General features: G+C 64.2%; 25 protein-coding genes. 18 read left to right on the top strand and 7 right to left on the bottom strand.

What is annotated here, in order from left to right; genetic code table 11:
* Positions 1-13 precede the first annotated feature (13 nt).
* The 11 genes from AC1DSJ_RS12095 to ppa all read left to right on the top strand — a co-directional run bounded on the left by AC1DSJ_RS12095 (position 14) and on the right by ppa (position 14,033).
* Complete coding sequence (locus tag AC1DSJ_RS12095; RefSeq protein WP_441370702.1) at positions 14-4,039, top strand: Pls/PosA family non-ribosomal peptide synthetase; 4,026 nt, start codon at positions 14-16, stop codon at positions 4,037-4,039.
* Positions 4,040-4,174: 135 nt separating this feature from the next.
* Positions 4,175-4,777 carry a DUF2889 domain-containing protein gene (locus AC1DSJ_RS12090; RefSeq protein ID WP_175169766.1) on the top strand — a complete coding sequence of 201 codons (603 nt, stop codon included), beginning with the start codon at positions 4,175-4,177 and terminating at the stop codon, positions 4,775-4,777.
* 10 nt (positions 4,778-4,787) lie between these two features.
* A complete protein-coding gene (gene sucC, locus AC1DSJ_RS12085) occupies positions 4,788-5,948 on the top strand; it encodes an ADP-forming succinate--CoA ligase subunit beta (RefSeq protein ID WP_054423503.1) in 1,161 nt (386 codons plus the stop codon).
* Positions 5,949-6,051: 103 nt separating this feature from the next.
* Positions 6,052-6,933, top strand: coding sequence for a succinate--CoA ligase subunit alpha (gene sucD, locus AC1DSJ_RS12080; RefSeq protein ID WP_054423501.1), 882 nt, complete (start codon positions 6,052-6,054; stop codon positions 6,931-6,933).
* 283 nt (positions 6,934-7,216) lie between these two features.
* On the top strand, positions 7,217-7,915 hold the full coding sequence (locus AC1DSJ_RS12075) for a TerC family protein (RefSeq protein WP_175169720.1): 699 nt from the start codon (positions 7,217-7,219) through the stop codon (positions 7,913-7,915).
* 110 nt (positions 7,916-8,025) lie between these two features.
* Positions 8,026-8,745: a TerC family protein gene (locus tag AC1DSJ_RS12070; RefSeq protein WP_054424631.1), complete on the top strand. Its 720-nt coding sequence runs from the start codon at positions 8,026-8,028 to the stop codon at positions 8,743-8,745.
* Between the two features lie 118 nt (positions 8,746-8,863).
* The gene (gene hemC / locus AC1DSJ_RS12065) at positions 8,864-9,811 is read left to right on the top strand and encodes a hydroxymethylbilane synthase (RefSeq protein WP_346552371.1); all 948 of its coding nucleotides are present in this window, start codon (positions 8,864-8,866) and stop codon (positions 9,809-9,811) included.
* On the top strand, positions 9,811-10,611 hold the full coding sequence (locus AC1DSJ_RS12060) for a uroporphyrinogen-III synthase (protein ID WP_441370703.1): 801 nt from the start codon (positions 9,811-9,813) through the stop codon (positions 10,609-10,611). Before hemC ends, AC1DSJ_RS12060 begins: the two co-directional genes overlap by 1 nt.
* Before the next feature lie 37 nt (positions 10,612-10,648).
* Positions 10,649-11,842, top strand: a complete 1,194-nt coding sequence (locus AC1DSJ_RS12055; protein WP_346552373.1) for a uroporphyrinogen-III C-methyltransferase — start codon at positions 10,649-10,651, stop codon at positions 11,840-11,842.
* A 5-nt stretch (positions 11,843-11,847) separates the two neighbouring features.
* Positions 11,848-13,470 carry a heme biosynthesis HemY N-terminal domain-containing protein gene (locus tag AC1DSJ_RS12050; protein ID WP_175169722.1) on the top strand — a complete coding sequence of 541 codons (1,623 nt, stop codon included), beginning with the start codon at positions 11,848-11,850 and terminating at the stop codon, positions 13,468-13,470.
* 32 nt (positions 13,471-13,502) lie between these two features.
* Positions 13,503-14,033 carry an inorganic diphosphatase gene (ppa, locus tag AC1DSJ_RS12045; RefSeq protein ID WP_476760311.1) on the top strand — a complete coding sequence of 177 codons (531 nt, stop codon included), beginning with the start codon at positions 13,503-13,505 and terminating at the stop codon, positions 14,031-14,033.
* On the opposite strand, the gene AC1DSJ_RS12040 is transcribed toward ppa, so the two are convergent.
* The 4 genes from AC1DSJ_RS12040 to AC1DSJ_RS12025 form a co-directional block, all read right to left on the bottom strand.
* A complete protein-coding gene (locus AC1DSJ_RS12040) occupies positions 14,034-14,870 on the bottom strand; it encodes an IclR family transcriptional regulator (RefSeq protein ID WP_441370705.1) in 837 nt (278 codons plus the stop codon). It abuts the gene before it with no gap.
* 15 nt (positions 14,871-14,885) lie between these two features.
* Positions 14,886-15,647 carry an SDR family NAD(P)-dependent oxidoreductase gene (locus AC1DSJ_RS12035; protein WP_441370706.1) on the bottom strand — a complete coding sequence of 254 codons (762 nt, stop codon included), beginning with the start codon at positions 15,645-15,647 and terminating at the stop codon, positions 14,886-14,888.
* A complete protein-coding gene (locus tag AC1DSJ_RS12030; protein WP_476760310.1) occupies positions 15,647-16,858 on the bottom strand; it encodes an ABC transporter substrate-binding protein in 1,212 nt (403 codons plus the stop codon). Before AC1DSJ_RS12030 ends, AC1DSJ_RS12035 begins: the two co-directional genes overlap by 1 nt.
* Positions 16,859-16,961: 103 nt before the next feature.
* Positions 16,962-17,360 carry a cupin domain-containing protein gene (locus AC1DSJ_RS12025; protein ID WP_054423485.1) on the bottom strand — a complete coding sequence of 133 codons (399 nt, stop codon included), beginning with the start codon at positions 17,358-17,360 and terminating at the stop codon, positions 16,962-16,964.
* Positions 17,361-17,534: 174 nt separating this feature from the next.
* Between AC1DSJ_RS12025 and AC1DSJ_RS12020 the strand changes: the two genes are divergently transcribed.
* The 7 genes from AC1DSJ_RS12020 to AC1DSJ_RS11990 all read left to right on the top strand — a co-directional run bounded on the left by AC1DSJ_RS12020 (position 17,535) and on the right by AC1DSJ_RS11990 (position 22,934).
* Positions 17,535-18,314: an SDR family NAD(P)-dependent oxidoreductase gene (locus AC1DSJ_RS12020; RefSeq protein WP_054423483.1), complete on the top strand. Its 780-nt coding sequence runs from the start codon at positions 17,535-17,537 to the stop codon at positions 18,312-18,314.
* Between the two features lie 11 nt (positions 18,315-18,325).
* Entirely contained in the window at positions 18,326-19,093 is a 768-nt protein-coding gene (locus AC1DSJ_RS12015; RefSeq protein WP_342067497.1) for an ABC transporter ATP-binding protein, read from the top strand.
* 1 nt (position 19,094) lies between these two features.
* Positions 19,095-19,787, top strand: coding sequence for an ABC transporter ATP-binding protein (locus AC1DSJ_RS12010; protein WP_054423479.1), 693 nt, complete (start codon positions 19,095-19,097; stop codon positions 19,785-19,787).
* A 13-nt stretch (positions 19,788-19,800) separates the two neighbouring features.
* Positions 19,801-21,678 (top strand): ABC transporter permease, encoded by a 1,878-nt coding sequence (locus tag AC1DSJ_RS12005; protein WP_441370708.1) that lies wholly within the window; start codon positions 19,801-19,803, stop codon positions 21,676-21,678.
* On the top strand, positions 21,678-21,980 hold the full coding sequence (locus AC1DSJ_RS12000; RefSeq protein ID WP_175169727.1) for a Dabb family protein: 303 nt from the start codon (positions 21,678-21,680) through the stop codon (positions 21,978-21,980). The genes AC1DSJ_RS12005 and AC1DSJ_RS12000 overlap by 1 nt, the downstream gene beginning before the upstream one ends.
* Positions 21,981-22,062: 82 nt before the next feature.
* Positions 22,063-22,758, top strand: coding sequence for a fumarylacetoacetate hydrolase family protein (locus tag AC1DSJ_RS11995; RefSeq protein ID WP_054423472.1), 696 nt, complete (start codon positions 22,063-22,065; stop codon positions 22,756-22,758).
* 44 nt (positions 22,759-22,802) lie between these two features.
* Entirely contained in the window at positions 22,803-22,934 is a 132-nt protein-coding gene (locus AC1DSJ_RS11990; RefSeq protein WP_008164311.1) for an entericidin A/B family lipoprotein, read from the top strand.
* An 81-nt stretch (positions 22,935-23,015) separates the two neighbouring features.
* Here the strand turns inward: AC1DSJ_RS11990 and AC1DSJ_RS11985 are convergent, their stop codons facing one another.
* From AC1DSJ_RS11985 to AC1DSJ_RS11975, 3 genes are read right to left on the bottom strand one after another with little or no spacing between them, the layout of a single operon-like run.
* Positions 23,016-24,716: a PhoH family protein gene (locus AC1DSJ_RS11985; protein ID WP_054423471.1), complete on the bottom strand. Its 1,701-nt coding sequence runs from the start codon at positions 24,714-24,716 to the stop codon at positions 23,016-23,018.
* Positions 24,717-24,771: 55 nt separating this feature from the next.
* Complete coding sequence (locus tag AC1DSJ_RS11980) at positions 24,772-25,236, bottom strand: peroxiredoxin (RefSeq protein ID WP_054423469.1); 465 nt, start codon at positions 25,234-25,236, stop codon at positions 24,772-24,774.
* Positions 25,233-25,694 carry an Mth938-like domain-containing protein gene (locus AC1DSJ_RS11975; protein ID WP_054423467.1) on the bottom strand — a complete coding sequence of 154 codons (462 nt, stop codon included), beginning with the start codon at positions 25,692-25,694 and terminating at the stop codon, positions 25,233-25,235. The genes AC1DSJ_RS11980 and AC1DSJ_RS11975 overlap by 4 nt, the downstream gene beginning before the upstream one ends.
* Between the last annotated feature and the right edge of the window lie 46 nt (positions 25,695-25,740).

Below are 25,740 nucleotides of genomic sequence, written 5' to 3'. Positions count from 1 at the left end.
TGTTGCCGTTCCTATGATTCTCCAAGGCCCTTATCGGCCAGATCTGCTTCGCGCGGAAACGCTGCCCGATATTCTGGAAGCCACGATCCTGCGGCATCCCGCCGCCATCGCCATTCACTGGCTGGATCAATCCCTCACCTACGACACGCTTGGCGCACGCGCCGACGTGGCCGCGCACCATCTGATCGAAGCTGGCGTGCGGCCTGGCGATATCGTGGGCCTGTGTTTGCCGCGCGGCGCCGACCTGTTGGTGATGCAAGCGGCCATCGCCAAGGCCGGGGCCGCCTGGCTGCCGTTTGAATCTGACACGCCGCCTGACCGCATGTTGGTCTGTTTGCAAGACGCGGGCGCGAATGGGTTGATTGCGGGCGCGGAAGTCCGGTTAGACGGAATGATCACGTGGACGACGTGGGCGCTGTCGGCGCCTGCGGACGGCCCATTGCGCAAGCGGGAAGGGCTGTTGCCCGAGCATCCCGCTTACGTCATCTACACGTCCGGCTCCACGGGCAAGCCCAAGGGCGTGCCCATCAGCCAGGCCAGCATCTGCCATTTTCTGCGTAGCGAAAATGAAGTGCTGGGCGTGCGCCATGGCGACAAGGTCTACCAGGGGTTCTCGGTGGCCTTCGACATGTCGTTCGAAGAGATATGGATCAGCTACCTGGTGGGCGCGAGTTTGTGGGTGGCGCCCAAGATGTTGACGACGGACCCGGAGGGCCTGCCCGACGCGCTGGTGCGCGAAGGCGTCACGGTGCTGCACGCGGTGCCGACGCTGCTGGCGCTGTTCGCGCACGACGTGCCCGGCCTGCGCATTGTGAATCTGGGCGGCGAAGTGTGCCCGGACTTCCTGGTGCCGCGCTGGGCCACGCCTGGCCGGCGCTTGTTCAACAGTTACGGGCCGACGGAAACGACGGTGTCGGCCAGCTTGGCCGAATTGCTGCCGGGCCAGCCCGTCACGATCGGCACGCCGTTGCCCAATTACGGCATGTTGATCCGTGGCGACGATGGCGCGGTGCTGCCGCAAGGGCAGGTGGGCGAGCTCTGTATTACCGGCCCTGGCGTCGCGGGCGGCTACCTGGGCCGTCCCGAACTCACTGCCGACAAGTTTCTGGCCAACCCCCGGCCCAGCGGCGAGCACGACACGCGCATGTACCGCAGTGGCGACCTTGCCCGCATCGACGAGCAGGGGCAGATCCAGTGCCTGGGCCGCAGCGACGATCAGGTCAAGGTGCGTGGCTTTCGCGTTGAGTTGGGCGAAATCGAAGCTGCGCTGTACCGGCAGCCCGGCGTGGGGGCCGCGGCAGTCGTCTTGCGCGACCTTGCTGGCATCGAGCAACTGGTGGCCTTTCTGAAACCGGAAGGCGAGGCCCGGCTGGATCTCCACACATTGCGTGCAGCGCTGGCGCAGGACTTGCCGGCCTACATGATTCCCGCCCGCTTTGAACGCGTGAGCGACGTGCCGCGTTTGACCTCGGGCAAGATCGACCGCAAGACGCTGAAGGCGCAACCATTAGAGACGGTGTCCGAGCCCAGTGGCGAAGACGACGAACCCGTCACGCTGGGTGAGCGGGCATTGTTCGACGCGCTGCGCCCGCTGTTCCCCGGACAGCCGCTGCGGCTGGCCAGCGATTTCTTTCGCGACCTGGGCGGCCATTCCCTGTTGGCCGCGCGGCTGGTGTCGTCGCTGCGCAAGCATCCGCATTTTTCCGCACTGACGATGCACGAGCTTTATCAGCATCCCGGTGTGGGAGCGTTGGCGGCGCGCCTGGATGCGCTGGCTGTGGCCAGCACGCCGGACCGCGTCAACGAGTCAGCCAGCCGGCAAGGCGGTCAACACGGTGACGCGCGAGGCGGGGGCGCCTGCCCACCCGATGCCGCCATCGAACGTGCGCCTGAATGGCGGCGCTGGACTTGTGGCTTGGCGCAGTTGGCCGCGCTGCCGCTGTTGATTGGCGTGCGCATGCTGATCTGGCTGACGCCGTTTTTCACGTATCACTACTGGACGGGCGACGAGGGCGATTCGGTCTGGCGCGCGGTGGCGATGTCGATCGCCGCCTATCTGGCTTGCAACCTGTTGAGCTTCGGCGTCGCTGTGGCGTGCAAGTGGGGCATTCTGGGCCGGCTCAAACCCGGCCGTTATCCGCTGTATGGCTGGCTGTTTTACCGGTGGTGGCTGGTGGATCGCGTGCTGGATATTCCGCCGGCGCATCTGCTGGCGGGTTCGCCATTGCAAGTCTGGTATTTGCGCGCACTGGGCGCACGCATCGGCCGCAATGCCGCCATCAGCCGCGTTTCCGTTCGCGCGCCCGACCTCTTGACGATAGGCGATGGCGTCAGCGTTGGCGCCGCCGTCAACCTGGAGAATTTCTCGGTGAAGGGCGGCGTGTGGGACGTGGCGCCGATCACGCTGTCCGACAACGCCTATGTGGGTTCGTATGCGGTGCTGCAAGGCGATGTGTCGATGGGCGAGGGCGCGCGGCTGGAAGGCTTGTCGTCATTGGCATCGGGCGCGCGCGTGCCGGCCGGGCAGGTCTGGACCGGCGCACCGGCCAAGCATGACCCTGACGCGCGGGCGGCTGATCTGCCGCCGCGGCCCGAGCGTGCGAGCCGCTGGCGCCGGCTGGATGTGCTGGCCTACGCCACGGGCGGGACGCTGATCGCCGCCTTGTTCTTCATGCCGGTGTTCCCGAGCTTTGTGCTGATTGATTGGATCGATGCGCGCTGGCTCGACCTGATGAGCGCCCGCACGCCCTGGCCTTACGCCTTTCTTTGCTATCTGCTGTTGGCGTTGCCCGCCAGCGCGTTGCTGTTGTTCTTGACGGTGCTGGTCTCGGCCATGCTGCGCTGGGCGCTGCTGCCCCGGCTGTCGAGCGGGCGCTGGCCGGTGTACGGGCAGATCTACCTGCGCCGCTGGCTGACCAACCAGATCCAGGAATCCAGCCTGAGCGTGCTGCACGGCCTGTATGCGTCCATCTACGCTGGCACCTGGTATCGGCTGCTGGGCGCGAAGGTGGGGCGCGGCACTGAAATTTCCACGGCGATGGGCATCGTGCCCGACATGCTGACGCTTGGCCGCGACAGCTTCATTGCCGACGGCGTCATGCTGGGCGACGAAGAAATCGACCGGGGCTGGATGACGATGCGGCCCACCATCATCGGCAACCGTAGCTTCGTTGGCAACGGCGCGTATGTGCCCGATGGCTCGGTGCTGCCCGACGATGTGCTGATCGGCGTGCAGAGCCGCGCGCCCTCAAACGCCCGCATGGCCAGCGGGCAGACGTGGCTGGGCAATCCGCCGCTGGCCTTGCCCGCGCGCGAGCAGACGGCGGGCTTCCCCGCGCATCTGACGTTCCGGCCCAGCTTCGCCCGCAAGATCGCCCGGGGCGCGGTGGAAGGCATGCGCATGATCTTGCCGCTGGCGGTCGTGATTGCAGTGGGCTATCTGACGGTGATGAAAGTGATCCCGATCGCCGTGGCCCAAGGCTTTCTGGGCGCGTTCGATGAACTGATGCTGGCGGGCGTGCTCTACGGCATTGGCACTTTCCTGTTCCTGGTGCTCTTGAAGTGGGCCCTGGTGGGCCGCTACCAGCCGCGCGCCGAACCGATGTGGACGCCGTTTGTCTGGAAAAGCGAAGCCGTCACCAGCTTGTACGAGTCGATCGCCGTGCCGAACTTCTTCAACTTCCTGCGGGCGACGCCCTGGCTGCCGCTGGCCCTGCGCTGCATGGGCGCGCGGATCGGCAAGCGCGTCTTCATGGACACCACCGACATCACCGAATACGACTGCGTGTCGATCGGCGACGACGCGGTGCTGCACGCAGGCTCTGGCCCGCAGACCCATCTGTTCGAGGACCGCGTCATGAAGATCGGCCAGGTCCGGATCGGCAACGGCGTCAATGTTGGGCCGCGCAGCACCATCCTGTATGACACCCACGTCGAGGACGGGGCGCGGCTGGGGCCGCTGACGCTGGTGCTCAAGGGGGAAAGCATCCCGGCAGGGCAGGCCTGGATGGGCAGTCCGGCCACACCGTGGACGGCATGATCGCCTGCGCTGACGTTGCGTCCCCTTGCAGGCGGCTCCATCAAGACGGTTGATCGCGGGCCGCCTGCGCTATACTTTGAAGGTTTTGTTGCCGCGCACCATGCGCAGGCCATCTTCGCCCCGCAGGCCCCCAGCATGCCCTTGCCACCGCCGGATTACCCTCGCCAACCTCTGCACACGCGTTCCATACGCGTGCAGTCGTATGCGCGCGAAGACGGCAACTGGGATCTGGAAGCCGAGCTGATCGACGTCAAGGCGTACGATTTCCCCAAGAGCGACGGCGAGATGTTCAAGGCCGGGCAGCCCATTCACCATATGCATCTGCGCATCACCATCGACGAGAACTACTCGATCCTGGCGGCGCAGGCTGTCTATGATGCGGCCCCTTACGGTCGTCATTGCATGGCCATCGAGCCGGCTTACACTGATTTGATCGGCATGAATCTGCTTAAGGGATTCCGCCGCCAGGTCAAGGAGCGGTTCGGGCATGTAGAGGGCTGTACGCACATGACCGAGCTGTCGCAGGTGCTTCCCACCGCGGCGGTCCAGACCATGGCTAACCGCCGGCGGCAGGAAACCAACCCGAACCGGCGTCCATTCCAATTGGATGGCTGTCATGCGCTAAGCACCGACGGCCCGGTGGTGGCTGAGCACTATCCCAAGTGGTACACCGGGGGTAGCGCTGAGGCATCGGCCGATTCGTCCTCCGATTCACCTTCTCTTTCTCATACGTCCTGACAGGTAACACATGAAAATCCACGAGTATCAAGGCAAGGAACTGCTGAAGCAATTTGGCATCCCGGTGCCGCGCGGGATTCCCGCTCTTTCCGTCGACGAGGCCGTGGCTGCCGCTGAAAAGCTGGGTGGACCGGTGTGGGTCGTCAAGGCACAAATCCACGCGGGTGGCCGCGGCAAGGGCGGTGGCGTCAAGCTGGCGCGCTCGCTGGACGACGTCCGCAAGCTGGCCTCGGAAATCCTGGGCATGCAGCTGATCACGCACCAGACTGGCCCGGAAGGCCAGAAGGTTCGCCGCCTGTACATCGAAGACGGCGCCGACATCCAGAAGGAATACTACGTGTCGCTGGTCACTGACCGCGCCACGCAAAAGGTTGCCTTCATCGCTTCCAGCGAAGGCGGCATGGACATCGAGGAAGTGGCTCACTCCACTCCCGAAAAGATCATCACCGAATACATCGACCCGCTGACCGGCCTGTCCGCTGAGCAAGCCACCAAGATCGCCAACGCGATCGGCCTGCCCGCCGACTCCACCGCCCAAGCCGTGGACGTTTTCCAGAAGCTGTATCAGTGCTACATGGAAACCGACGCGTCGCTGGTTGAAATCAATCCGCTGAACCGCGACGGCAAGGGCAACATCATCGCCCTGGACGCCAAGTTCAACTTTGACCCCAACGCCCTGTTCCGTCACCCGGAAATCGTCGCCTACCGCGACCTGGACGAAGAAGATCCCGCTGAAATCGAAGCCAGCAAGTTCGACCTGGCCTACATCCAGCTCGACGGCAACATCGGCTGCCTGGTGAACGGCGCCGGTCTGGCCATGGCCACGATGGACACCATCAAGCTGTTCGGCGGCGAGCCGGCCAACTTCCTGGACGTCGGCGGCGGCGCTACGGCCGAGAAGGTCACCGAAGCGTTCAAGATCATGCTCGCGAACAAGAGCGTGAAGGCCATTCTGGTCAACATCTTCGGCGGCATCATGCGCTGCGACGTCATCGCCGAAGGCGTGATCGCTGCTTGCAAGGCCGTCAACCTGAACGTGCCGCTGGTCGTGCGCATGAAGGGCACCAACGAAGAACTCGGCAAGAAGATGCTGGCCGACTCCGGTCTGCCGATCATCAGCGCTGACACGATGGCCGAAGCGGCCACCCGCGTCGTAGCCGCCGTCAAGTAAATATGCCCCCTCGCCGCGCCCCGTTGTGGCTTGCTGCCCCCCAAGGGGGCGCTTTCCACCTTGGGACGGCTCGGCGGTAAAAGAAATTGCCAAGGATTCACAAATGTCGATTCTGATCAACAAGGACACCAAAGTCATCACCCAGGGCATCACGGGCAAGACGGGCCAGTTCCACACCCGTATGTGCCGTGAGTATGCCAATGGCAAAGCCGCCTTCGTGGCCGGCGTGAACCCCAAGAAGGCGGGTGAAGACTTCGAAGGCGTGCCGATTTTCGCTACGGTGAAAGACGCCAAGGCTGACACCGGCGCGACCGTGTCCGTCATTTACGTGCCGCCGGCTGGCGCCGCTGCTGCGATCTGGGAAGCTGTTGAAGCCGAACTGGATCTGGTGATCTGCATCACCGAAGGCATCCCCGTCCGCGACATGCTGGAAGTGAAGAACCGCATGAAGGCCAAGGGCAGCAAGACGCTGCTGCTGGGCCCGAACTGCCCGGGTCTGATCACGCCGGACGAAATCAAGATTGGCATCATGCCCGGTCACATCCACCGCAAGGGCCGCATCGGCATCGTCAGCCGTTCGGGCACCTTGACGTACGAAGCCGTGGCGCAAGTCACCGAGCTGGGCCTGGGTCAATCCAGCGCCGTCGGCATCGGTGGTGACCCCATCAACGGCCTGAAGCACGTCGACGTCCTGAAGATGTTCAATGACGATCCCGACACCGACGCCGTCATCATGATCGGCGAAATCGGCGGTCCGGACGAAGTCAACGCCGCTGAGTGGGCGAAGGACAACATGAAGAAGCCGGTCGTCGGCTTCATCGCTGGTGTCACCGCTCCTCCTGGAAAGCGCATGGGCCACGCTGGCGCCCTGATCTCCGGTGGCGCCGACACGGCCGACGCCAAGCTGGAAGTCATGGAAGCTTGCGGCATCCGCACCACGCGCAACCCCTCCGAAATGGGCAAGCTGCTCAAGTCGGTGCTGTAAGTCTTTCAGCATTGCGCAAAAAAGCCCGCTTCGGCGGGCTTTTTTTTTGCGTGCTTGTGACACGGCAGGCAGAAATTTCTACGGCTTTCCTAGGGAAATCCCGTGTCCATAACGCGGTCGTCAAAACATACGGAAAGCTGAACGAAACTATAATGAAAGAAATTTCGCACGTACCCAGCAAGAATGCCGTCGGGCTCGCACCAAGACGGTCAGTACGATTTTCGTTTTCATCATCCATTCATTTGGTTTGTCCTAGGGGGATCATCACCTGGGAAAGAGAGGCATGGAACTTAGTTCAGCGGCATTCTGGATAGCGTTGCTCCAGATCATTTGGGTCAACATTCTGCTATCAGGCGACAACGCCGTGGTTATTGCGCTGGCAGCGCGTTCGTTGCCGCCGGCGCAACAGAAGAAAGCGATCACGATCGGCTCCGCCGCCGCGATCATCATGCGTATCGTGCTGACCTTGGTGGCGGCAAAGCTGTTGCTGCTGCCGTATTTGAAGCTGATCGGCGCGCTGCTCCTGGTCTACATCGGCGTGACGCTGCTGTTGCCGGAAGGCGAAGACGACGGCGCGGGCAAGACGCAAGGTAATCTGCTGACCGCAATTCGCACTATCATGATTGCCGACTTGGTCATGAGCCTGGACAACGTGGTGGCGGTTGCCGCTGCGGCGATGGGCGACACGACCTTGCTGGTTTTGGGTCTGGCCATCAGCATCCCCTTGGTCATCTTCGGCAGCACGCTGCTTCTGAAGGTCATCGAGCGCTTCCCGGTCATTGTCTGGGTCGGAGCTGCGTTGTTGGGCTTTATTGCAGGTGAATTGCTGGTGGGAGATCCCGCCTTGCAGGAACCGGTGGCGCGTATTGACGCGGCATTGGGTGTGACTCACCACACGTTCGAGCTCATGACGGGCGTGCTCGGCGCACTGCTGGTGCTGGCAATTGGTAAAGTTTTGCTGATGCGCCAGAAAGCTGAATGAAAGCTGAATTACAATAATTAGTTGTTCGAATGATCCTGCCGCGCATGGCGCGGCAGGATGGCCGGCTCGGGACCGGCCTTTCTTTTCATAAATGCCTTCGGGGGTTAAAAGTGCTTGAGTTTTTCCAGACGCTGAGTTGGGCAGCGGTATTCCAGATCATCCTCATCGATATCCTGCTCGGCGGCGACAACGCTGTGGTCATCGCGCTGGCTTGTCGCAACCTGGCGCCCAAGCAGCGCATGCAGGGCATCCTGTGGGGCACCGCAGGCGCCATCATTCTGCGTGTCGTGCTGATTGCTTTCGCGCTGACGCTCCTGTCGATTCCGTTCCTGAAGGTCGTTGGCGGCCTGCTGCTGGTCTGGATCGGCGTCAAGCTCCTGATCCCCGAAGACGATGCGCATGGCAACGTGAAGGGGGGAACCTCCATCGCCGCGGCCATCAAAACCATCATCATTGCTGACTTCGTGATGAGCCTGGACAACGTGATCGCTATCGCCGGCGCGGCCCAGAACGCCCACGCCGACCATCAGATCGGTCTGGTCGCCTTTGGCCTGATCGTCAGTGTGCCGATCATCATCTGGGGCAGCACGCTGGTTCTGAAGCTGATCGACAAGTACCCGCTGGTGATTACGCTGGGCGCTGCGCTGTTAGGCTGGATCGCCGGTGGCATGCTGATTACCGATGTGGTTGTCGAACGTCAATTCGGTGTTCAGCCCACTACGGTTAAAATCGGTGCAGAAATTATTGGCGCCTTGCTCGTTGTTGTCCTTGGACGGTGGCTGGCAAGCCGCAAAACCGCTTCCAAGGAATCAGCACATGAGTCTGCGTAGATCCGTCGATCCCCAGCAATCCGAATCGGGCCTGAGCCTCCTTCAGGGCCTTTTCGTCCTGGCCATCCTCGGGATAGTCGCGACGGTCATCGTCTCTAATTTCGTTTGATGACCGCTCGTGCCTCTACCGCAACGCCTGGTCATTGCGACCCGCGCCAGCCGGCTTGCCCTTTGGCAAGCTGAGCATGTGCGCGACCGGCTGCGCACGCTGTACCCAGCGTGCGCGGTTGAGCTCCTTACCCTGACGACCCGAGGCGACCAGATCCTCGACCGCACCTTGTCCAAGGTTGGCGGCAAAGGACTGTTCGTCAAGGAACTCGAAAACGCGCTGCTCGACGGGCGTGCCGATCTTGCCGTGCATTCGTTGAAAGACGTGCCGGTGGATCTGCAAGCCCCGTTCGAGCTTTGCGCCGTTCTGGATCGCGCGGACCCGCGCGATGCCTTCGTGTCCAACCGCTATGCAACGCTGGCAGAACTGCCAGCGGGCGCCGTCGTGGGCACGTCCAGCCTGCGCCGTGAATCCCAGATTCGCGCGCGCTACCCGGAACTGGTGGTCAAGCCGCTGCGCGGCAACCTGGACACCCGCCTGGGCAAGCTGGACAAAGGTGAATATGACGCCATTGTGCTTGCCGCGGCCGGTCTGGATCGGCTGGGCCTGGGCGCGCGTATCCGCAGCTTGCTGGACCCCGCCGATAGTTTGCCGGCAGCCGGGCAGGGCGCTTTGGGCATCGAGATCCGCGACGACCGCGACGACATGCGGGCCTGGCTCGCGCCGTTGATCAGCAGCGCCACGACGGCTTGCGTGCAAGCTGAACGCGCCGTGTCCCGCACGCTGGGCGGTTCCTGTCAGGTGCCGCTGGCGGCCTTTGCCGAACTCTCGGGCGACACCTTGTCGTTGCGCGCCCTGGTGGCGTCAACCGACGGTGTCCGCATCGTCCGCACGACGCGCAACGGCCCCGCGGCCGATGCTGACGCGCTGGGTGTGGCGGCCGCGCAGGAATTGCTGGACGGTGGCGCTGCCGCCATCCTCCAGGAACTGCTGCAAGCCGACCCGCGGCCGGACTGATGTCCACCGCGCCGCGAGTCGCCATCCTGACGCGGCCCGCGGGCCGCAACGAGGCGCTGGCCGGCCGTCTGACCGACGCCGGCTGGTCCGCCTGCATCCTGCCGGCGCTGGCAATCCATCCGCTGCAAGTGGCCGCAGCGGACTTGCCTCGGCCGGCCGACTTCGACATGGTGGTGTTCGTCAGCGGCAATGCGGCCAAACAGTATCTGGATCAGCTCGCGCACGCCGATGGCCAAGCCGCTTGGCCGGCGGGCGTGATCGCCGCAACCGTCGGCCCCGCCAGCGCACAGGCGCTGCGCGAGGCGCCCGCTTTTGGCGCGAATACAACAGTCCTGCATCCTGGCGATGATGCGCCCAGCCACGATTCCGAAGCCTTGTGGAACGTGCTTTGCGGCCTGCCGCAATTGCCCGCCCGCGTGCTGCTGGTGCGAGGCACGCAGGGCAGGGATTGGCTGGGCGACACGCTCGAAGCGCAGGGCGCGGCCGTCACGCGCCACGCGGCGTATCTGCGGAGCCCGGCCCTCTGGGACGATGCCGCGCTTGCCGCCTTGCGGCAATGGGCAGATGCGGGCGTGCCGGCCACCTGGCTCATCACCAGCGGCGAAGGCGCCGATGCCGTGCGGGCCTGTGTGGACGCCGCCGGCCTGTCTTCCTGGTGGGCGCGCTGCCGCTTCGTGCTGACGCATCCCTCGCTCGCGCGCCGCGTGCCGCCAGGCTGTCATGACAGTGGCGCGACAGAAATGGTAAAAATCTGCTTGCCCAACGACGAGTCGATATTCCAGGCTTTTGTTGCTGCTTGATTCGTTGCATCGGACTGACACCGAATACAATCGCGTCATGACAGACAAGACTCCCGCTACCGATCCGGTCGTTAACACGGCCGCCCCGGGCGCAAGCGCGCCCGCATCGGCCCCGGCCGATCCCGTCAAGGCCCGTCCGGCCAAGCGCGGCAATGGCCCATTGGTCACCGCCCTGATAATCGTCATCCTGCTAGCCGTGGGCTTAGGTTATGCCCTGTGGAAGCAGCGCACGCAATTCGTGTCCGCCGGACGCGAGGTCGCGTCGCGTATCGACACGCTGACCTCCGACGTGGCGCAGGCCCGCAAGGACACGCGTGAAGCGCTGGCCCTGGCGCAAGCGCAGGCCGGCCGCGTGGGCGAGCTTGAAGACACCGTGCGCGAAACCCAAAGCCAATACAACGCGCTGCAACAGGCGTGGCAGAACTTCAACGACAGCGCCAGCGACGAACTGCTGGCCAACGACGTCGAACGCCTGCTGACCATCGCCAACCAGCAACTGCGTCTGGCCGGCAACGTTTCCAACGCCATCGTCGCGCTGGAAACCGCGCAATCCCGTTTGGCGCGAGCCGACCGCCCGCGCTTCTCCAGCTTGCAGCAAGCCATCAACGGCGACCTGGACCGTCTGCGCGCCGTTTCCACCGTCGACATCCCCGCGCAATCCGCCCGTATCGAACGCTTGGTGGCAATGGTGGGCAAGGCGCCCTTGCTGGTGCCTGACGCCGCCGCGCCGGGTGTGGTCGCCGCCGGTGAGCCGCGCCCCGCCGTGGCCCCCGCGCCCGCCGTGGACCCGCAGGCCGGCTTGCCCGCCGACGCGCCCTGGTGGCAGCGCTGGCGCGCCGAGGTGGTCTCGTGGCCTGGCCGCGCCGGTTCGGCGCTGGCGCAGGAACTGGGTGGCTTGATCACGATCCAGCGTGTGGACGAACCCGCCGCGTTGCTGCTGTCGCCCGAACAGGCCGATCAGGTGCGCGCCACGCTGCGCCAACGCCTGCTGACCGTTCAACTGGCCATGCTGATGCGTCAGCCCGCCGTGTGGAAGAGCGAGCTCGACAACGTCGGCGTCACGCTCGCCAAGTATTTCGATAACCGTTCCCCCGATACCGTCGCCGCCCAGACGCTGGCGCGCGAACTGGCGCAGACCGACATCGCCGTGCGCATGCCGGACGTGTCCGACAGCCTGAACGCTGTCGCCGCTTTGCGGGCTGCGGGTTTCAAGACTAGCGGGCAGGACTGAGCCTTATGCGTACCTGGTTCTGGACCCTGCTGCTCGCCGTCATCGCCGTCGCCCTGGCGGTGGTGCTGCGCTCGCATTCCGGCAACGTGCTGTTGCTGGTCTGGCCGTGGCGCATCGGAATGTCGCTCACGCTCGCCGTACTGCTGATTGTTGCGGCTTTCATCGTGCTGTACGTGGGCTTGCGCGTGCTGGCGTGGCTGTTGGCCATTCCTGATCGAGTCCGCGTCTGGCGTGGCAAGCGTGCGCAAGCGCGCGATCACGAATTGCTCGAACGCGGTTGGATCGGCTTGCTGGAAGGCCGCTACACCCACGCCGAAAAAGATCTGACCAAGCTGCTTGAGCAGACCAAAGTGCAGACCCGCCGTGTGCTGGCCGCGCTGTCGGCTGCGCGCGCTGCCCATGGCTTGGGCGAGTTCGACCGCCGCGACCGCCTGCTGGCCACCGCACAGGAACACGCCGGCACCGACCCGGGTCTGGTGGAAGCCACGGCCACGGTTTCGGCCGACATGCTGCTGGACCAAGGCCGTGCCGAACGCGCACTGGCCGTGCTGGCGCCGCTGGCTGACGGCGGCGCTCGCCACCTGCACACGATGCGCCTGCTGCTGCGCGCCCACACCGCGCTGCATCACCACGAGCAAGTCTTCACGCTGGCGCGCGGGCTGGTCCGCCGCAATGCGCTGGCCCGCAGCGAAGCCGATCTGCTGATCGACGCCTCGGGCGCGGCACGCTTGCGTGCGGCGGCCAGCTCGGCCAACAGCGATGCCTGGCGCGCCATCTGGAAAGACCTGAAGGCCGAAGAGCGCCTGCTGCCCGATGTGGCGCTGGCGGGCGCTGCGGCCTTTGATGCGGCCGGCGAAGCCAATGAGGCGGCCCGCGTGCTGGAAGCCGCCATTGCCGTGAAGTTCAACCCGACGCTGGTAGCGGCCTATGCCCGCTGCGAAGCCGAACAGGTGTCGCGCCGTCTGGCCAAGGCCGAGACGTGGCTGCAACAGCGCCCCACCGATCCCGATCTGCTGACCGCGCTGGGCATGCTGTGCCTGAACGGCCAGTTGTGGGGGCAGGCCGAGCGCTATCTGCTGCGCAGTCTCAGCCGCCGCAGCGATGCCCAAACGCATGCGTTGTTGGGCAGCCTGTATGACCGCCTGGATCGCCCGGCCGACGCGGTGCGCCACTGGCGTCTGGCCACGGCGGCCAGCATGGCCTTGCCGGTGCTGGCGGTGGATGCGGCTTTGCCCGCGGCCGACACCGGTTCCGATCCCTATCGCGTGGACGCCGAAGGCGGCTATGCGGTGGGTCTGTCGGACACGGACGGCGACGCCGACGTTGGCGGCGATTATCCGGCGCTGCCGCCTTCGGTGGCGGCATCGGCTTCCGACTATGTGCTGGACCCCGATGCGCGCGTCAGCAAGGATCAGCATGCTCGCGCGTTGGCGCCGGAAGATGCGCCGCTTGCCGGCGGCACGTCCGATATCGACGAGTACTTCGACAGCGCCCCGATCCCGGCGGCCGCTTTCGATGAGCCCGTGCCCACGTACTCGCCGGCGCCTGCCGCCAGCCCGAAGCCCGCGCCTGCCGCGGCGCCGGTGCCGGCGACCAAGCCGCCGTTCAAGGACGACGGCTCGCTTTGAACATTTCTTCAGACAAACAACAAGGTTGAATCATGAGTCTTGATCGCGTCTCCCCTGGCAAGAAGCTGCCGGAAGACTTCAACGTCATCATCGAAATCCCCATGAACGCCGACCCGGTCAAGTACGAGGTCGACAAGGACACGGGCGCGATTTTCGTTGACCGCTTCATGCTGACCGCCATGCACTACCCGTGCAACTACGGCTACATCCCGCAAACCCTGTCGGACGACGGTGACCCCGCCGACGTGCTGGTCCTGACCCCGTTCCCGATCCAGATCGGCGCCGTCGTGCGCTGCCGCGCCATCGGCGTGCTGGAAATGGACGACGAGTCGGGCGGCGACGCCAAGCTGTTGGCCGTGCCGATCGAAAAGCTGTACCCCCCCTACCGCAACATCAAGTCCTACGAAGATCTGCCGACCGAAGACGTCGCGCGTATCCAGCACTTCTTCSAGCACTACAAGGACCTGGAAAAGGGCAAGTGGGTCAAGGTCAAGGGCTGGAAGGGCGTTGATGCCGCTCACGCAGAAATCGTGAGCAGCGTCGAACGCTACAACAAGGCCTGATCAGGCTTTGGGCCGCGCCGGTGTCGAACCGGCCGGCGCCTTGATGCGGCGCGGCCGCGACGGCATGATGCCGATCGCCGCCGCGCCGTTGCTTTGTGGGGCCTGCAAGTTTTGCGAGACCTCGGCGGCGGCGACCTGGATGCGGGCTTGCAGCACGTCCAGCCGTTCAGGCGACGTGTGCGCTTGGGCCGCAATGAACACCAAACTGCCGACCACCTTTTGTTCGGGGCTGAAAATCGCCGCGCCGATGCCCATCAAGCCGCGGTCGACCTCGCCATGCGAGACGCACACCCCCGCCGTGCGCAGCCGTTTCAGGTTGGCGCGGAACGCATCCCAGTCATCGCCCAGGCCGGCTTCGCGGATTTCGGCCGCGTGCCACAGCATCAGGTTGCGCAACTGGTAAGGCGGCAGGTTGGCCAGGATGGGCTTGGCCGTGGCGCCGCGAAACATCGGGAACGGACGGCCGCGAGCGTAGCTGGATTCGATGGAATGGTCGGTCCAGTAGCGGTCCACGCACATGACCTTGTCGCCGTAATAGCTGCACAGCATCAGGTTGGCATGGAGTTCGTCGCCGGTTGCGCGCATGACCTCGCGCGCGGCGCGCATCAGCGGATCGTGCTGGCGCAGGTGGCGGTCCAGTTCGATGATGCGGGAACCCAGCACATAGGCGCCGCCGGCGGTTGGCGCCAGCAGGCCGCTTTCGGTCAGCGACTTCAGATAGCGGTAGGCCGTGGCGCGCGAGCACTCCAGATGCGCCATGACGTCCTCCTGGAACGCGGCGGTGGTGTCGTCGCGAAAGAGGTCGAGTATGGACAGCATGCGATCGGGAGTGCTCATTGCTTCTGGGTGTGCCTAGTGAATGTGGAAGCCGCCGTTGACGTCGACCACGATGCCGGTTGAATAAGAGGACAGGTCCGAGGCCAGGAAAACGATGGCCTGGGCAACCTCGGCGGGCGAGCCGAAACGTTGCAGTGGAATGCCCTGTTTGAGTTCTTGTTCCCAATTTTCGCCGAATTTCCCCAGCGTCATGTCCGTTTCGATAATGCCGGGGGCGACGCAGTTGGCGCGGATGCCTCGGGGGCCCAATTCGCGCGCCAGGGCCTTGGTGAAACTGATGACGCCGCCCTTGGATGCCGCGTAGTGCGAACCGCCCAGCAGCCCGCCGCCGCGCAGCGCCGCGGTGGAGCCCAGGTTCACGATGGCCGGGCGCCGCGTGCTTTCCAGCAGGGCGGGCAGCGCCGCGTGCGTGACGTTGTAGGTGCCGGTCAGGTTGACGTCGATCATGCGGCGGAACTCGTCTTCGGGCAGGTCCCAGATGCGCGTGGCGGCAACGATGCCCGCGTTATTGACCAGCACATCGATSCCGCCCAGCGCCAAGCGGGCTTGCTCGATCGCGGCCTCGCAAGAGACACCGCGCGACACGTCGCAGTGCAGGTCGACACGGCCGTTGGCAAGCACGCCCGCGCCGCCCTCGGGGTAGGCGTAGTCCAGAACCGCCACCGTGGCGCCGTGCGCCAAAAACAGGTCCACCACCGCCGCGCCGATGCCCCGGGGGTTTGCGCCCCCGGTGACAACGGCGCGCTTGCCGGCCAGCAGTGCAAGCGCGCCGTCCATCACGACTTCACCAGCGAGCAGCCGCCGTCCTTCAGCGGGCGGAACGCCTGTTCGGCGGGAATCTTGCGCACCAGGTTGTAGTAGTCCCAGTCGCGCTTGGACTCCGATGGCTTCTTGACCTGGAACAGATACAGGTCGCGCATGACGCGGCCATCTTCACGGATACGGCCGTTTTCGGTCATGAAATCGTTGATGGGCGTCTCGTGCATTTTCTTCAACACGGGTTCGGACGCGTCCGTGCCGGCAGCCTTGACCGCGTTCAGGTAGTGCATGGCGGCGCTGTAGTTGCTGGCCTGCACCATCGACGGCATGCGCCCCGTGCGCTTGAAGTAGCGTTCGGACCATTGCCGCGCGCGGTCGTCCTGGTCCCAATAGAACGGTTCGACCAGATTCAGCCCCTGCGCGTATTCCAGCCCCACGCTGCGCACATCGACGATGCTCATGAAGAGCGCGGCCACGCGCTGCTTGCTGCCCATGATGCCGAATTCAAATGCCTGTTTGATGCTGTTGATGGTGTCGCCGCTGCCGTTGGCCAGGCCGATCACCTGCGCCTTGGAAGCTTGCGCCTGCAACAGGAACGACGAGAAGTCCGAGCTGGCGATGGGGTGGCGCACACTGCCCACCACTTGCCCGCCCTTGGCTTTCACCACCGCCATCGCGTCGCGTTCCAGCGAGTGGCCGAAGGCGTAATCGGACGTGATGAAGTACCAGCTCTTGCCGCCGTCTTCCATCACGCCGTTGGCCACCCCGGTGGCATAGGCGTAGGTGTCGTACGTCCAGTGCATGCCGTTGGGCGAACACGCTTTGCCCGTCAGGTCGGCCGAACCCGCGCTGGTGAAGATGACGACACGCTTCATCTGGCGGGTCAGGTCCTGCACGGCCAGGGCGATAGCCGAATTGGGCACGTCCAGAATCAGGTCCACTTTGTCGTTCTCGTACCAGCGGCGCGCAATGGATACCCCGATGTCCACCTTGTTCTGGTGGTCGGCCGAGATCACTTCAATGGGCTTGCCCAGTACGGTGCCGCCGAAATCTTCGACGGCCATCTTCACGGCTTCCACGCCAAACTTGCCGGACAGGTCCGCCATCATGCCGGACTGATCGCCAAGCACGCCGATCTTCACGACATCATCGGACACCTGCGCCATGGCGGGCRGGGATACGGCGCCCAGCACGCAGGCGGCAAGGCTGTTCTTGAAACGGGTCTTCATGGGGGTGTCTCCTTGGGGGTCTTGGTTCTTTTGCGCGCCGCCCTGTGCCGGGCGGTCATGCGGTCTTGCGGATTCAAGCCGAATCCTGCCGGGGCAGGCGGACTTACTCCAGCGTCTGGCCGGCGTAAGCGTCGATAAACAGATTGGGTTTCAGGAAAAAGCTGAGCACCAGCGCGCCGTTGGGCGCGCGCGCCACGTGTTGATTGCCGCGGGGGCGCCAAACGTAGTCGCCCGCGCAGACCTCGCCTTCGGCGTCCACGATGGAGCCTTCCAGGACGTAGGTCTGTTCGACTTCAACGTGTTCATGCAAAGGCAGTTCCGTGCCGGGCTGCCAGCGAAACAGCGCGGTGAGCAGGCCGGATTCCTTGTCCTGCATCAGCACCTTCATGTCGATGCCTTCCACCTGCGTGGGTTTCCAGGGCAGATCAGCCACTTTCAGGAAGCGTGAGGCCAGCGGCGGCAGCGCGTTGGCCGCAGGGCAGCCGGGGGTTTCGAGGGCCATGAATGTCTCCTAGCCAGAACTCGTTATGGAAGAAAAAGCAAAAATCTTGTTATTGAGTGTTTAAAAATAGTCGCGTATATTGAGATTGATGTCAACTTTGTTTTTGCATCTGGAAAGCAGGGACGACACAGGCCGGGCCTAGAGATCCGGTGCATATAAGACAAGGAGACAAGCTTGAAACACGACTATCTGGATCAGACATTTGGTCTGGCGGGACGCGTCGCGCTGGTGACGGGCGCGGCCAGGGGATTGGGTTACGCCATTGCGCAGGCCTTGGGCCGCGCGGGGGCGCAGGTGGTGGTCAACGACCTGTCGCAGGACGCTTGCGATGCTGCTTGCGCGCGGCTGGCGGGTGACGGCATCACGGCGCATGCATCGCCTTTTGATGTGGCCGATGCCGCCGCCGTGGCCGCAGCCGTGAGCCAGCTGGAAGAGGCCGGCCTGTTCATCGACGTGCTGGTCAGCAACGCCGGCAATCAGAATCGCAAAGCGGTGGTCGACATGACGCCCGCCGAATGGCAGGCGCTGCAAAACGTTCACGTGAACGGCGCGTTCCATTGCGCGCGCGCCGTCTTGCCCGGCATGGGCAAGCGGGGCTTCGGCCGCATTGTGCTGATGTCGTCCGTGGCGGGTCAGGCCACCATGCCGAACATCGCCGCTTACGCGACCGCCAAGGGCGCGATTGCCGCGTTCACGCGTGCGCTGGCCGTTGAATACGGTGCCAGCGGCGTCACGTGCAATGCCCTGGCGCCGGGATTCGTGCGCACGGATTTCACGCAGGGCTTGCAGGACAATCCGCAGTTCCAGTCGTTCCTGTCGACGTCCGTGCCGGTCGGCCGCTGGGCGACACCCGAAGACATTGCCCCCGCTGTGGTCTACCTGGCGTCGCCGGGCGCGTCGTTCGTCAACGGGCATGTCCTGGCGATCGACGGCGGCCTGCTGGCCCGCATGTAAGGAACCCCGCCATGACCTCAAGCACCCAAGCGGTTTTATCCGCACAGGGGCTGGTCAAGCGGTTCGGCGGCTTCAATGCCGTCGACGGCGTGACCCTTGCCCTGCAGGAAGGCTCTATCCATGCGCTGATTGGCCCCAATGGCGCGGGCAAAACCACCTGCTTCAATCTGCTGACCAAATTTCTGACGCCGGACGCGGGCGTCATTCACTACCGCGGACGCGACATCACGGCGTTGGCGCCGGAAGAGATCGCGCGGCTGGGCATCGTCCGCTCGTTCCAGATTTCGGCCGTGTTCCTGGGCCTGACCGTGCTGCAGAACATGCGCGTGGCGCTGATGCGCCAGCATGGCGACGGGCTGCGCTTCTGGCGCAGCCGGCGCAGCGTGGATCGCCTGAACGATCGCGCCATGGAACTGCTGGACGCGGTGGGCCTGGCGAACCTGGCCAGCACCACGGCGGCGCTGTTGCCGTATGGGCGCAAGCGCGCGCTGGAAATTGCGATGACGCTGGCGCTGGAACCCGAAATCATGCTGCTGGATGAACCCATGGCGGGCCTGGGGCAGGAAGACGTCGCTCGTATCGCCGCGCTGATCCGGCGGGTGTCGGTGAATCGCAGCATCCTGATGGTGGAGCACAACCTGTCCGTTGTGGCCGATCTGTCCGACACCATCACCGTATTGGCGCGCGGCGCCGTGCTGGCGCAAGGCGACTACGCCGCGGTGTCGCGCGATGAGCGCGTCATCACCGCCTACATGGGCTCGGACGAGGAGGCGCACTGAGATGCTGGCAATCAAAGACCTCAACGCCTGGTATGGCGAATCCCATGTGCTGCATGGCGTGGACATTGATGTGAACCGGGGCGAACTCGTCACCATCCTGGGCCGCAACGGCGCGGGCAAGACGACGACGCTGCGCGCCATCATGGGCATCCTGGACAAACGGCGCGGCTCGATCCGGCTGAACGGACAGGAAACCGTGGGCATGGCGCCGCATCGTATCCCGCGTCTGGGCGTGGTGTATTGCCCCGAAGAACGGGCGGTGTTCCGCAGCCTGAGCGTGACCGAAAACCTGATGCTGCCGCCGCGCCTGGCGGCAGGCGGCATGTCGCTGGACGAGATCTACACGCTGTTTCCGAACCTGCGCGAACGCAGCGACAGCTCGGGCGGCAACCTGTCGGGCGGCGAACAGCAGATGCTGGCGATTGCGCGCATCCTGCGCACGGGCGCCCAACTGATCTTGCTGGACGAACCCACCGAAGGCCTGGCGCCGGTCATCGTGCAGCAGATCGGGCAGGCCATCCGCACGCTCAAAGAGCGGGGCTTCACCATCGTGCTGGTCGAGCAGAACTTCCGCTTCGCGACCAAGGTGGCGGACCGCCATTACGTCATGGAGCACGGTTGCGTGGTCGACCAGTTGTCGGCGGATGAGGCGCGCCGCGATCCTGCCCGGATCGCGCGCCGTCTGGGCGTCTGAGAGGAGAAGGCCTGTGTTCGAAATTTTCGGTGTGCCGTCCACGGCACTGTTCGGCCAGCTCCTGCTTGGCCTGATCAACGGTTCGTTCTACGCCTTGCTCTCGATCGGGCTGGCGGTGATTTTCGGCCTGTTGAACATCATCAACTTCGCCCATGGCGCGCAGTACACGGCGGGCGCGTTTCTTGCCTGGATGCTGCTGAACTATCTGGGCGTGAACTACTGGGCCGCACTGGTGCTGGTGCCGCTGATCATGGCGGTGTTCGCGGTGGTGGTCGAGCGTTTGCTGATCTCGCGCACGTATCGCATGGATCACCTGTACGGCTTGCTGCTGACGTTTGGCATCGCCTTGTTGATCGAGGGCGCGTTGCGGCAGGCCTATGGCGTGTCGGGCCTGCCGTACATCATTCCCAAGGCGCTGAGCGGTGGCGTGAACCTGGGCTTCATGTTCCTGCCCTGGTATCGCGGTTGGGCGGTGGCGGTGTCGCTGGTGCTGTGCCTGGCGGTGTGGGTGCTGATCGAGAAAACGCGCGTGGGCGCCATGCTGCGCGCGGCGACCGAGAACCCGACCATCGTGCGTTCCTTCGGCATCAACGTGCCGCTGCTGATCACGCTGACCTACGCGCTGGGCGTGGCGCTGGCCTCGGTGGCGGGCGTGATCGCGGCGCCCATCTATCAGGTCAGCCCGATGATGGGGTCGAACCTGGTGGTGGTGGTGTTCGCCGTGGTTGTGATCGGCGGCATGGGCTCCATCATGGGGGCCATCGTCAGCGGCTTCGGGCTGGGCATCATCGAAGGCCTGACCAAGGTGTTCTATCCCGAGGCCGCGAATCTGGCGATCTTCATCATCATGGTGCTGGTGCTGCTGTGCAAGCCGGCGGGCCTGTTCGGCAAGCCACTGCAAGTGCAGAACGTGCTGGCCGCCGAAGCCACGCGCGAGCCCGTGCAACTGAGCCGGCGCGCGATGCGTATCGCCATGGCGGTGCTGGCCGTCGTGGCGTTGGCCGCGCCGTGGTTCGTGTACCCGACGTTCCTGATGAAGGTGCTGTGCTTCGCGCTTTTTGCGGCGGCGTTCAACCTGCTGGTGGGGTATGTGGGCCTGCTGTCGTTTGGCCATGCGGCGTTCTTTGGCGCGGCCGCCTACGCCACGGGCATCGTGATGAAGCTGCTGGGCGCCACGCCCGAACTGGGGCTGTTGGCGGGCGTGTTGACGGGCGGACTGCTGGGGCTGCTGTTCGGCGCCATCGCCATCCGGCGCCAGGGCATCTACTTCGCGATGATCACGCTGGCGCTGTCGCAGCTGGTTTACTTCATTGCCGTGCAGGCTGGGTTCACGGGCGGCGAAGACGGCTTGCAGAGCGTGCCGCGCGGCAAGCTGTTTGGCCTGATCGACCTGGAAGGCGTGATGCCGATGTACTACTTCACGCTGGCCGTCTTTGCGCTGGGCTACGCCTTCGTGCTGCGTGTGCTGAATTCTCCCTTTGGCGAAGTGATCCGGTCTGTGCGCGATAACGAGCAGCGCGCGCGCTCGTTGGGGTATTCGACGTCGCGCTACAAGCTGCTGGCGTTCACGCTGTCGGCCTCGGTGGCGGGTCTGGCGGGCGGGCTGAAGGTGCTGGTGTTCGGCGTGGCCTCGCTGACGGACGTGCACTGGCACGCCAATGGCGAGGTAGTGCTGATGGCGCTGCTGGGGGGTATCGGCACGGTGTTCGGCCCGCTGGTGGGGGCATTCACCTTTGTGTCGCTGCAGAACTATCTGGCGCCGCTGGGTTCCTGGGTACTGATTGTCCAGGGCGTGATCTTCGTCTTGTGCGTGCTGCTGTTTCGAGACGGCATGATGGGGTTGGTGTCGCGTGCCTGGCTTGCCGCGACCCGCGTGAAAAAGGAGTCCTGATGTTTCTGCATGTCGTGATGTTGCAACTGTCGGCCGCCGCCGACGCCCAATTCCATGCGCGCGTCCAAGGTTATTGCGACCGCATCCTTGCCGAATGCGAGGGGGTGGCGGGCTACGCGTTCCGGCCCAACCAGGCCAGCCGCGCCGACGGGCTGACCCACGCCGTGGTAGCGGCCTTTGCTGACGGCCCGGCGCATGACCGCTACCAGGTCTCGCCCGCGCACCAGGAAATGAAGGCCTATATGGCAAACTTCATCGAACGCCTGGTGGTTTTTGACGGGGATATCCCTACGTTTTCCTGAACAAAACAGCGCAGCGCGTTCCTCCCGGAAAGGGATAAACTCGCGGATGATTTTTCACGTATCTGTCATAGGTTGATCACTCATGGACTACGTATTGCCTCCCCAGCCGCCCGTGGCGGCCCCTGTTGCCGGTAGCGCCGCGCTGTTCCCGGTGCGCCGCGTGTACTGCGTCGGCCGCAACTACGCCGAGCACGCCAAGGAAATGGGCTTCACCGGCCGTGAAGATCCGTTCTTTTTCTGCAAGCCGGCGGACGCCGTGCTGAGCGTGGCCGACGGTGAAACCGGCAAGATGGCCTATCCGCCCAAGACCTCCAATCTGCACTACGAGATGGAACTGGTCGTGGTGCTGGGCAAGGGCGGCCGCGACATTCCCGTCGAAGAAGCCAACGACTGCGTGTGGGGCTACGCGCTGGGTCTGGACATGACCCGCCGCGACCTGCAAGGCGAAATGAAGAAGCAGGGCCGCCCCTGGGAAATCGGCAAGGCGTTCGATCAATCCGCGCCGATGGGCCCGATCCACCCGCGCAGCGTCGTGGGCACGCTCGACAAGGGCGCGATCTGGCTCGACGTGAACGGCCAGCGCAAGCAGTCCAGCGACATTTCGCAGATGCTGTGGAACATTCCGGAGAGCATTTCCTATCTGTCGGGCCTGTTCGAACTGCAACCGGGCGACATCATCTTCACCGGCACCCCCGAAGGCGTGGGCGCGGTGGTGCAGGGTGACGTCATCACGGGTGGTGTCGAAGGCCTGGGCGAACTGCGCGTGCAGATCGTCTGACGCCAGACAGTCCCGTTTCACTATTTTGTTCAGGAGTTGACAGCATGCGCGGCAAGATCGTGCTGACCGCCTTCGTCGTATTCGGATTCGTGCTCGCCGGTTGCAATACCGTTGCGGGCATGGGAAAGGATATGTCCCGGGCCGGCAATGCCATCACCAACGCGGCCGACAAGTAATCCCCGGCGTCGTTGTGTTCAGGCAAGAAAAAGCCCCTTGAGCAATCAAGGGGCTTTTTTTATGCGAAGCAGAACCGTGCTTTACAGCACATCCCCCGCATAGTCGGCCAGGCGCGAACGTTCGCCGCGCTGCAAGGTGACGTGGCCCGAATGCGGCCAGCCCTTGAAGCGGTCGACGACGAACGTCAGGCCCGAACTGCCTTCGGTCAGATACGGCGTATCGATCTGGGCGACGTTGCCCAGGCAGATCACCTTGGTGCCGGGGCCCGCGCGGGTCACCAGCGTCTTCATCTGCTTGGGCGTCAGGTTCTGCGCTTCGTCGATGATCAGGTACTTGTTCAGGAAGGTGCGGCCGCGCATGAAGTTCAACGACTTGACCTTGATGCGCGAACGAATCAGGTCCATGGTGGCGGCGCGGCCCCAGTCCCCGTTGCCTTCGCCTTCGCCCATGTTGAGCACATCCAGGTTGTCTTCCAGCGCGCCCATCCAGGGCAGCATCTTTTCTTCTTCCGTGCCGGGCAGGAAACCGATGTCTTCACCGACAGGCACCGTGACGCGGGTCATGATGATCTCGGTATAGCGCTTGGTTTCCAGCACCTGCGTGATGCCCGCCGCCAGCGCCAGCAGTGTCTTGCCGGTGCCTGCCTGACCCAGCAGCGAGACGAAGTCGCACTCCGGGTTCATCAGCAGGTTCATGGCGAAGTTTTGCTCGCGGTTGCGCGCCGTGATGCCCCAGACATTGTTCTTGCCGTGGGTGTAGTCGCGCAAGGTCGCCAGCACCGCCATCTTGCCGCTGACTTCGCGCACTTGCGCGTACAGCGGCATCTGGCCTTCAAAGTAGACGAACTGGTTGACGACAAACTGCGAGCACAGCGGGCCATGGATGCGGTAGAAGGTGGTGCCGCCTTGCTGCCAGGATTCGACATCCTTGCCGTGCTTGTTCCAGAAGTCTTCGGGCAGTTGCATCACGCCCGAATACATCAGGTCGGAATCTTCCAGGACGTGGTCGTTGAAGTAGTCTTCCGCGGCCATACCCAGCGCGCGCGCCTTCAGGCGCATGTTGATGTCTTTCGACACCAGCACGACCTCGCGCTGCGGGTACTTTTCCTGCAAAGCGCGCACCACGCCCAGAATCTGGTTGTCGGCCTTGCCCATGGGCAGGTCGGACGGCAGGGTGCTGTGGATGGCGGTTGTCTGGAACAGCAGACGGCCGGTGGCGTCCTTGTTGCCCAGCTTGGCAAGTTCCAGCCCTTCATCCAGCTGCGTGGTGTCTTGCACCAGCGCATCCAGCGAACGGCTGACCTGACGCGCGTTGCGCGCCACTTCCGACATGCCTTTCTTTTGGTGGTCGAGCTCTTCCAGCGTCATCATCGGCAGGAAGATGTCGTGCTCTTCAAACCGGAACAGCGAGCTGGGATCGTGCAGCAGCACGTTCGTGTCCAGAACAAACAGCTTGCGCGGTTCGTTCTGCGCACGAGGCTTGGCGCGCTTGGCGGGGGCGGGCTTGGCCGGGCGCGTTTCCGTGCGGGGGGCGGCAGCAGCAGGAGCAGGGGGTGGAACCTGGCGCGCGGGCGCGGGAATCTGCGCCTTGCGGGCCGGAGACGCCATGCCGTCGAGTTCGGGCTGGACGAGAAGCTCGTCCTCGTCGTCGTCAGCAAGAACGGCTTGGGTGTTGGACCGCGCAGCGGCGGTCTTGGTGGTGCGGGCCTGCGCCCGGGCGGTTTCGCCCGAGGGGAAGGTCAGGATGGCTGCGGGACGGGTGGGCAACTTCGGAAGCGGCATATGCGTCACTCTCCAGGGTGGGCCGGCTTAGCGCCTGACGGGTATTCCTGTACAGCTAACCGATGCTTTTTGCGGCCTGCAGGACTTCCTTGGCGTGACCCGGGACCTTCACCCCGCGCCACTCCTGCACCAGCACGCCATAGGCGTCGATCAAAAAGGTGCTGCGTTCAATACCGCGCACCTGCTTGCCGTACATATTCTTCTGCTTGATGACGCCGAACAGATTGCACACGGTTTCGTCGGCGTCGGAGATGAGCGGGAAAGGAAGTTCGTACTTGGCCTTGAAGTTCTCATGCGACTTCAGCGAGTCGCGCGAGATTCCAATCACCACGGCGCTGGCCGCCAGAAATTCGGCGTTCAGGTCGCGGAAGTCCTGGCTTTCGGTGGTGCAGCCAGGCGTGTTGTCCTTGGGGTAGAAATACAGGATCACGGCGCGGCCCTGGCATTGTTCCAGGCTGATCGGACCAATGGTGCTTTCAGCGGTGAACATCGGGGCGGGCTTGCCGATACTGGGCGTCATTTCTGGGGTTCTCCGTTCGGGGGGATGAGGGCCACGACCACGCGTCGGCCCTCTGCCATCAGGATGTTGTAGGTGCGAGAGGCGGCGTGCGTGTCCATGATCTCGACGCCGATGCCCATGGTCAACAGGGGACGCAGCACTTCAGGACGCAGGAACTGTTGCCGGGCGCCCGTGCCCACCAGCAGCACTTCGGGCGCATTGGCCGGGCGGCTGGGGCTGGCTTCCGGTTCGTCCAGAAAGGCCATGGGATCGCGGACGGGCTCGACTAAGCCGGCCGCCTGATGCAACAGGGAAGAGGTGATGTCGGCCGGCGACTCAACGGGCCATTCGGACACTTCGCCTTCGGGGCCAAAAGCGACCGAGGAGGAAAAACGTACCTGGTTGACCTCGATATAACCCTCACCGTACGCGGTGACAGTGTTCAGAGCGGCCGTCGCAGGATCGGTATGCAGCTTCAATAAAAACTCCGGCTTTATGGGCTTGATAATAGCGCATCAAGATGAC

This window comes from Achromobacter sp. 01N37 (assembly GCF_056399725.1).
This window is presented reverse-complemented; position numbering and strand designations above follow the sequence as displayed.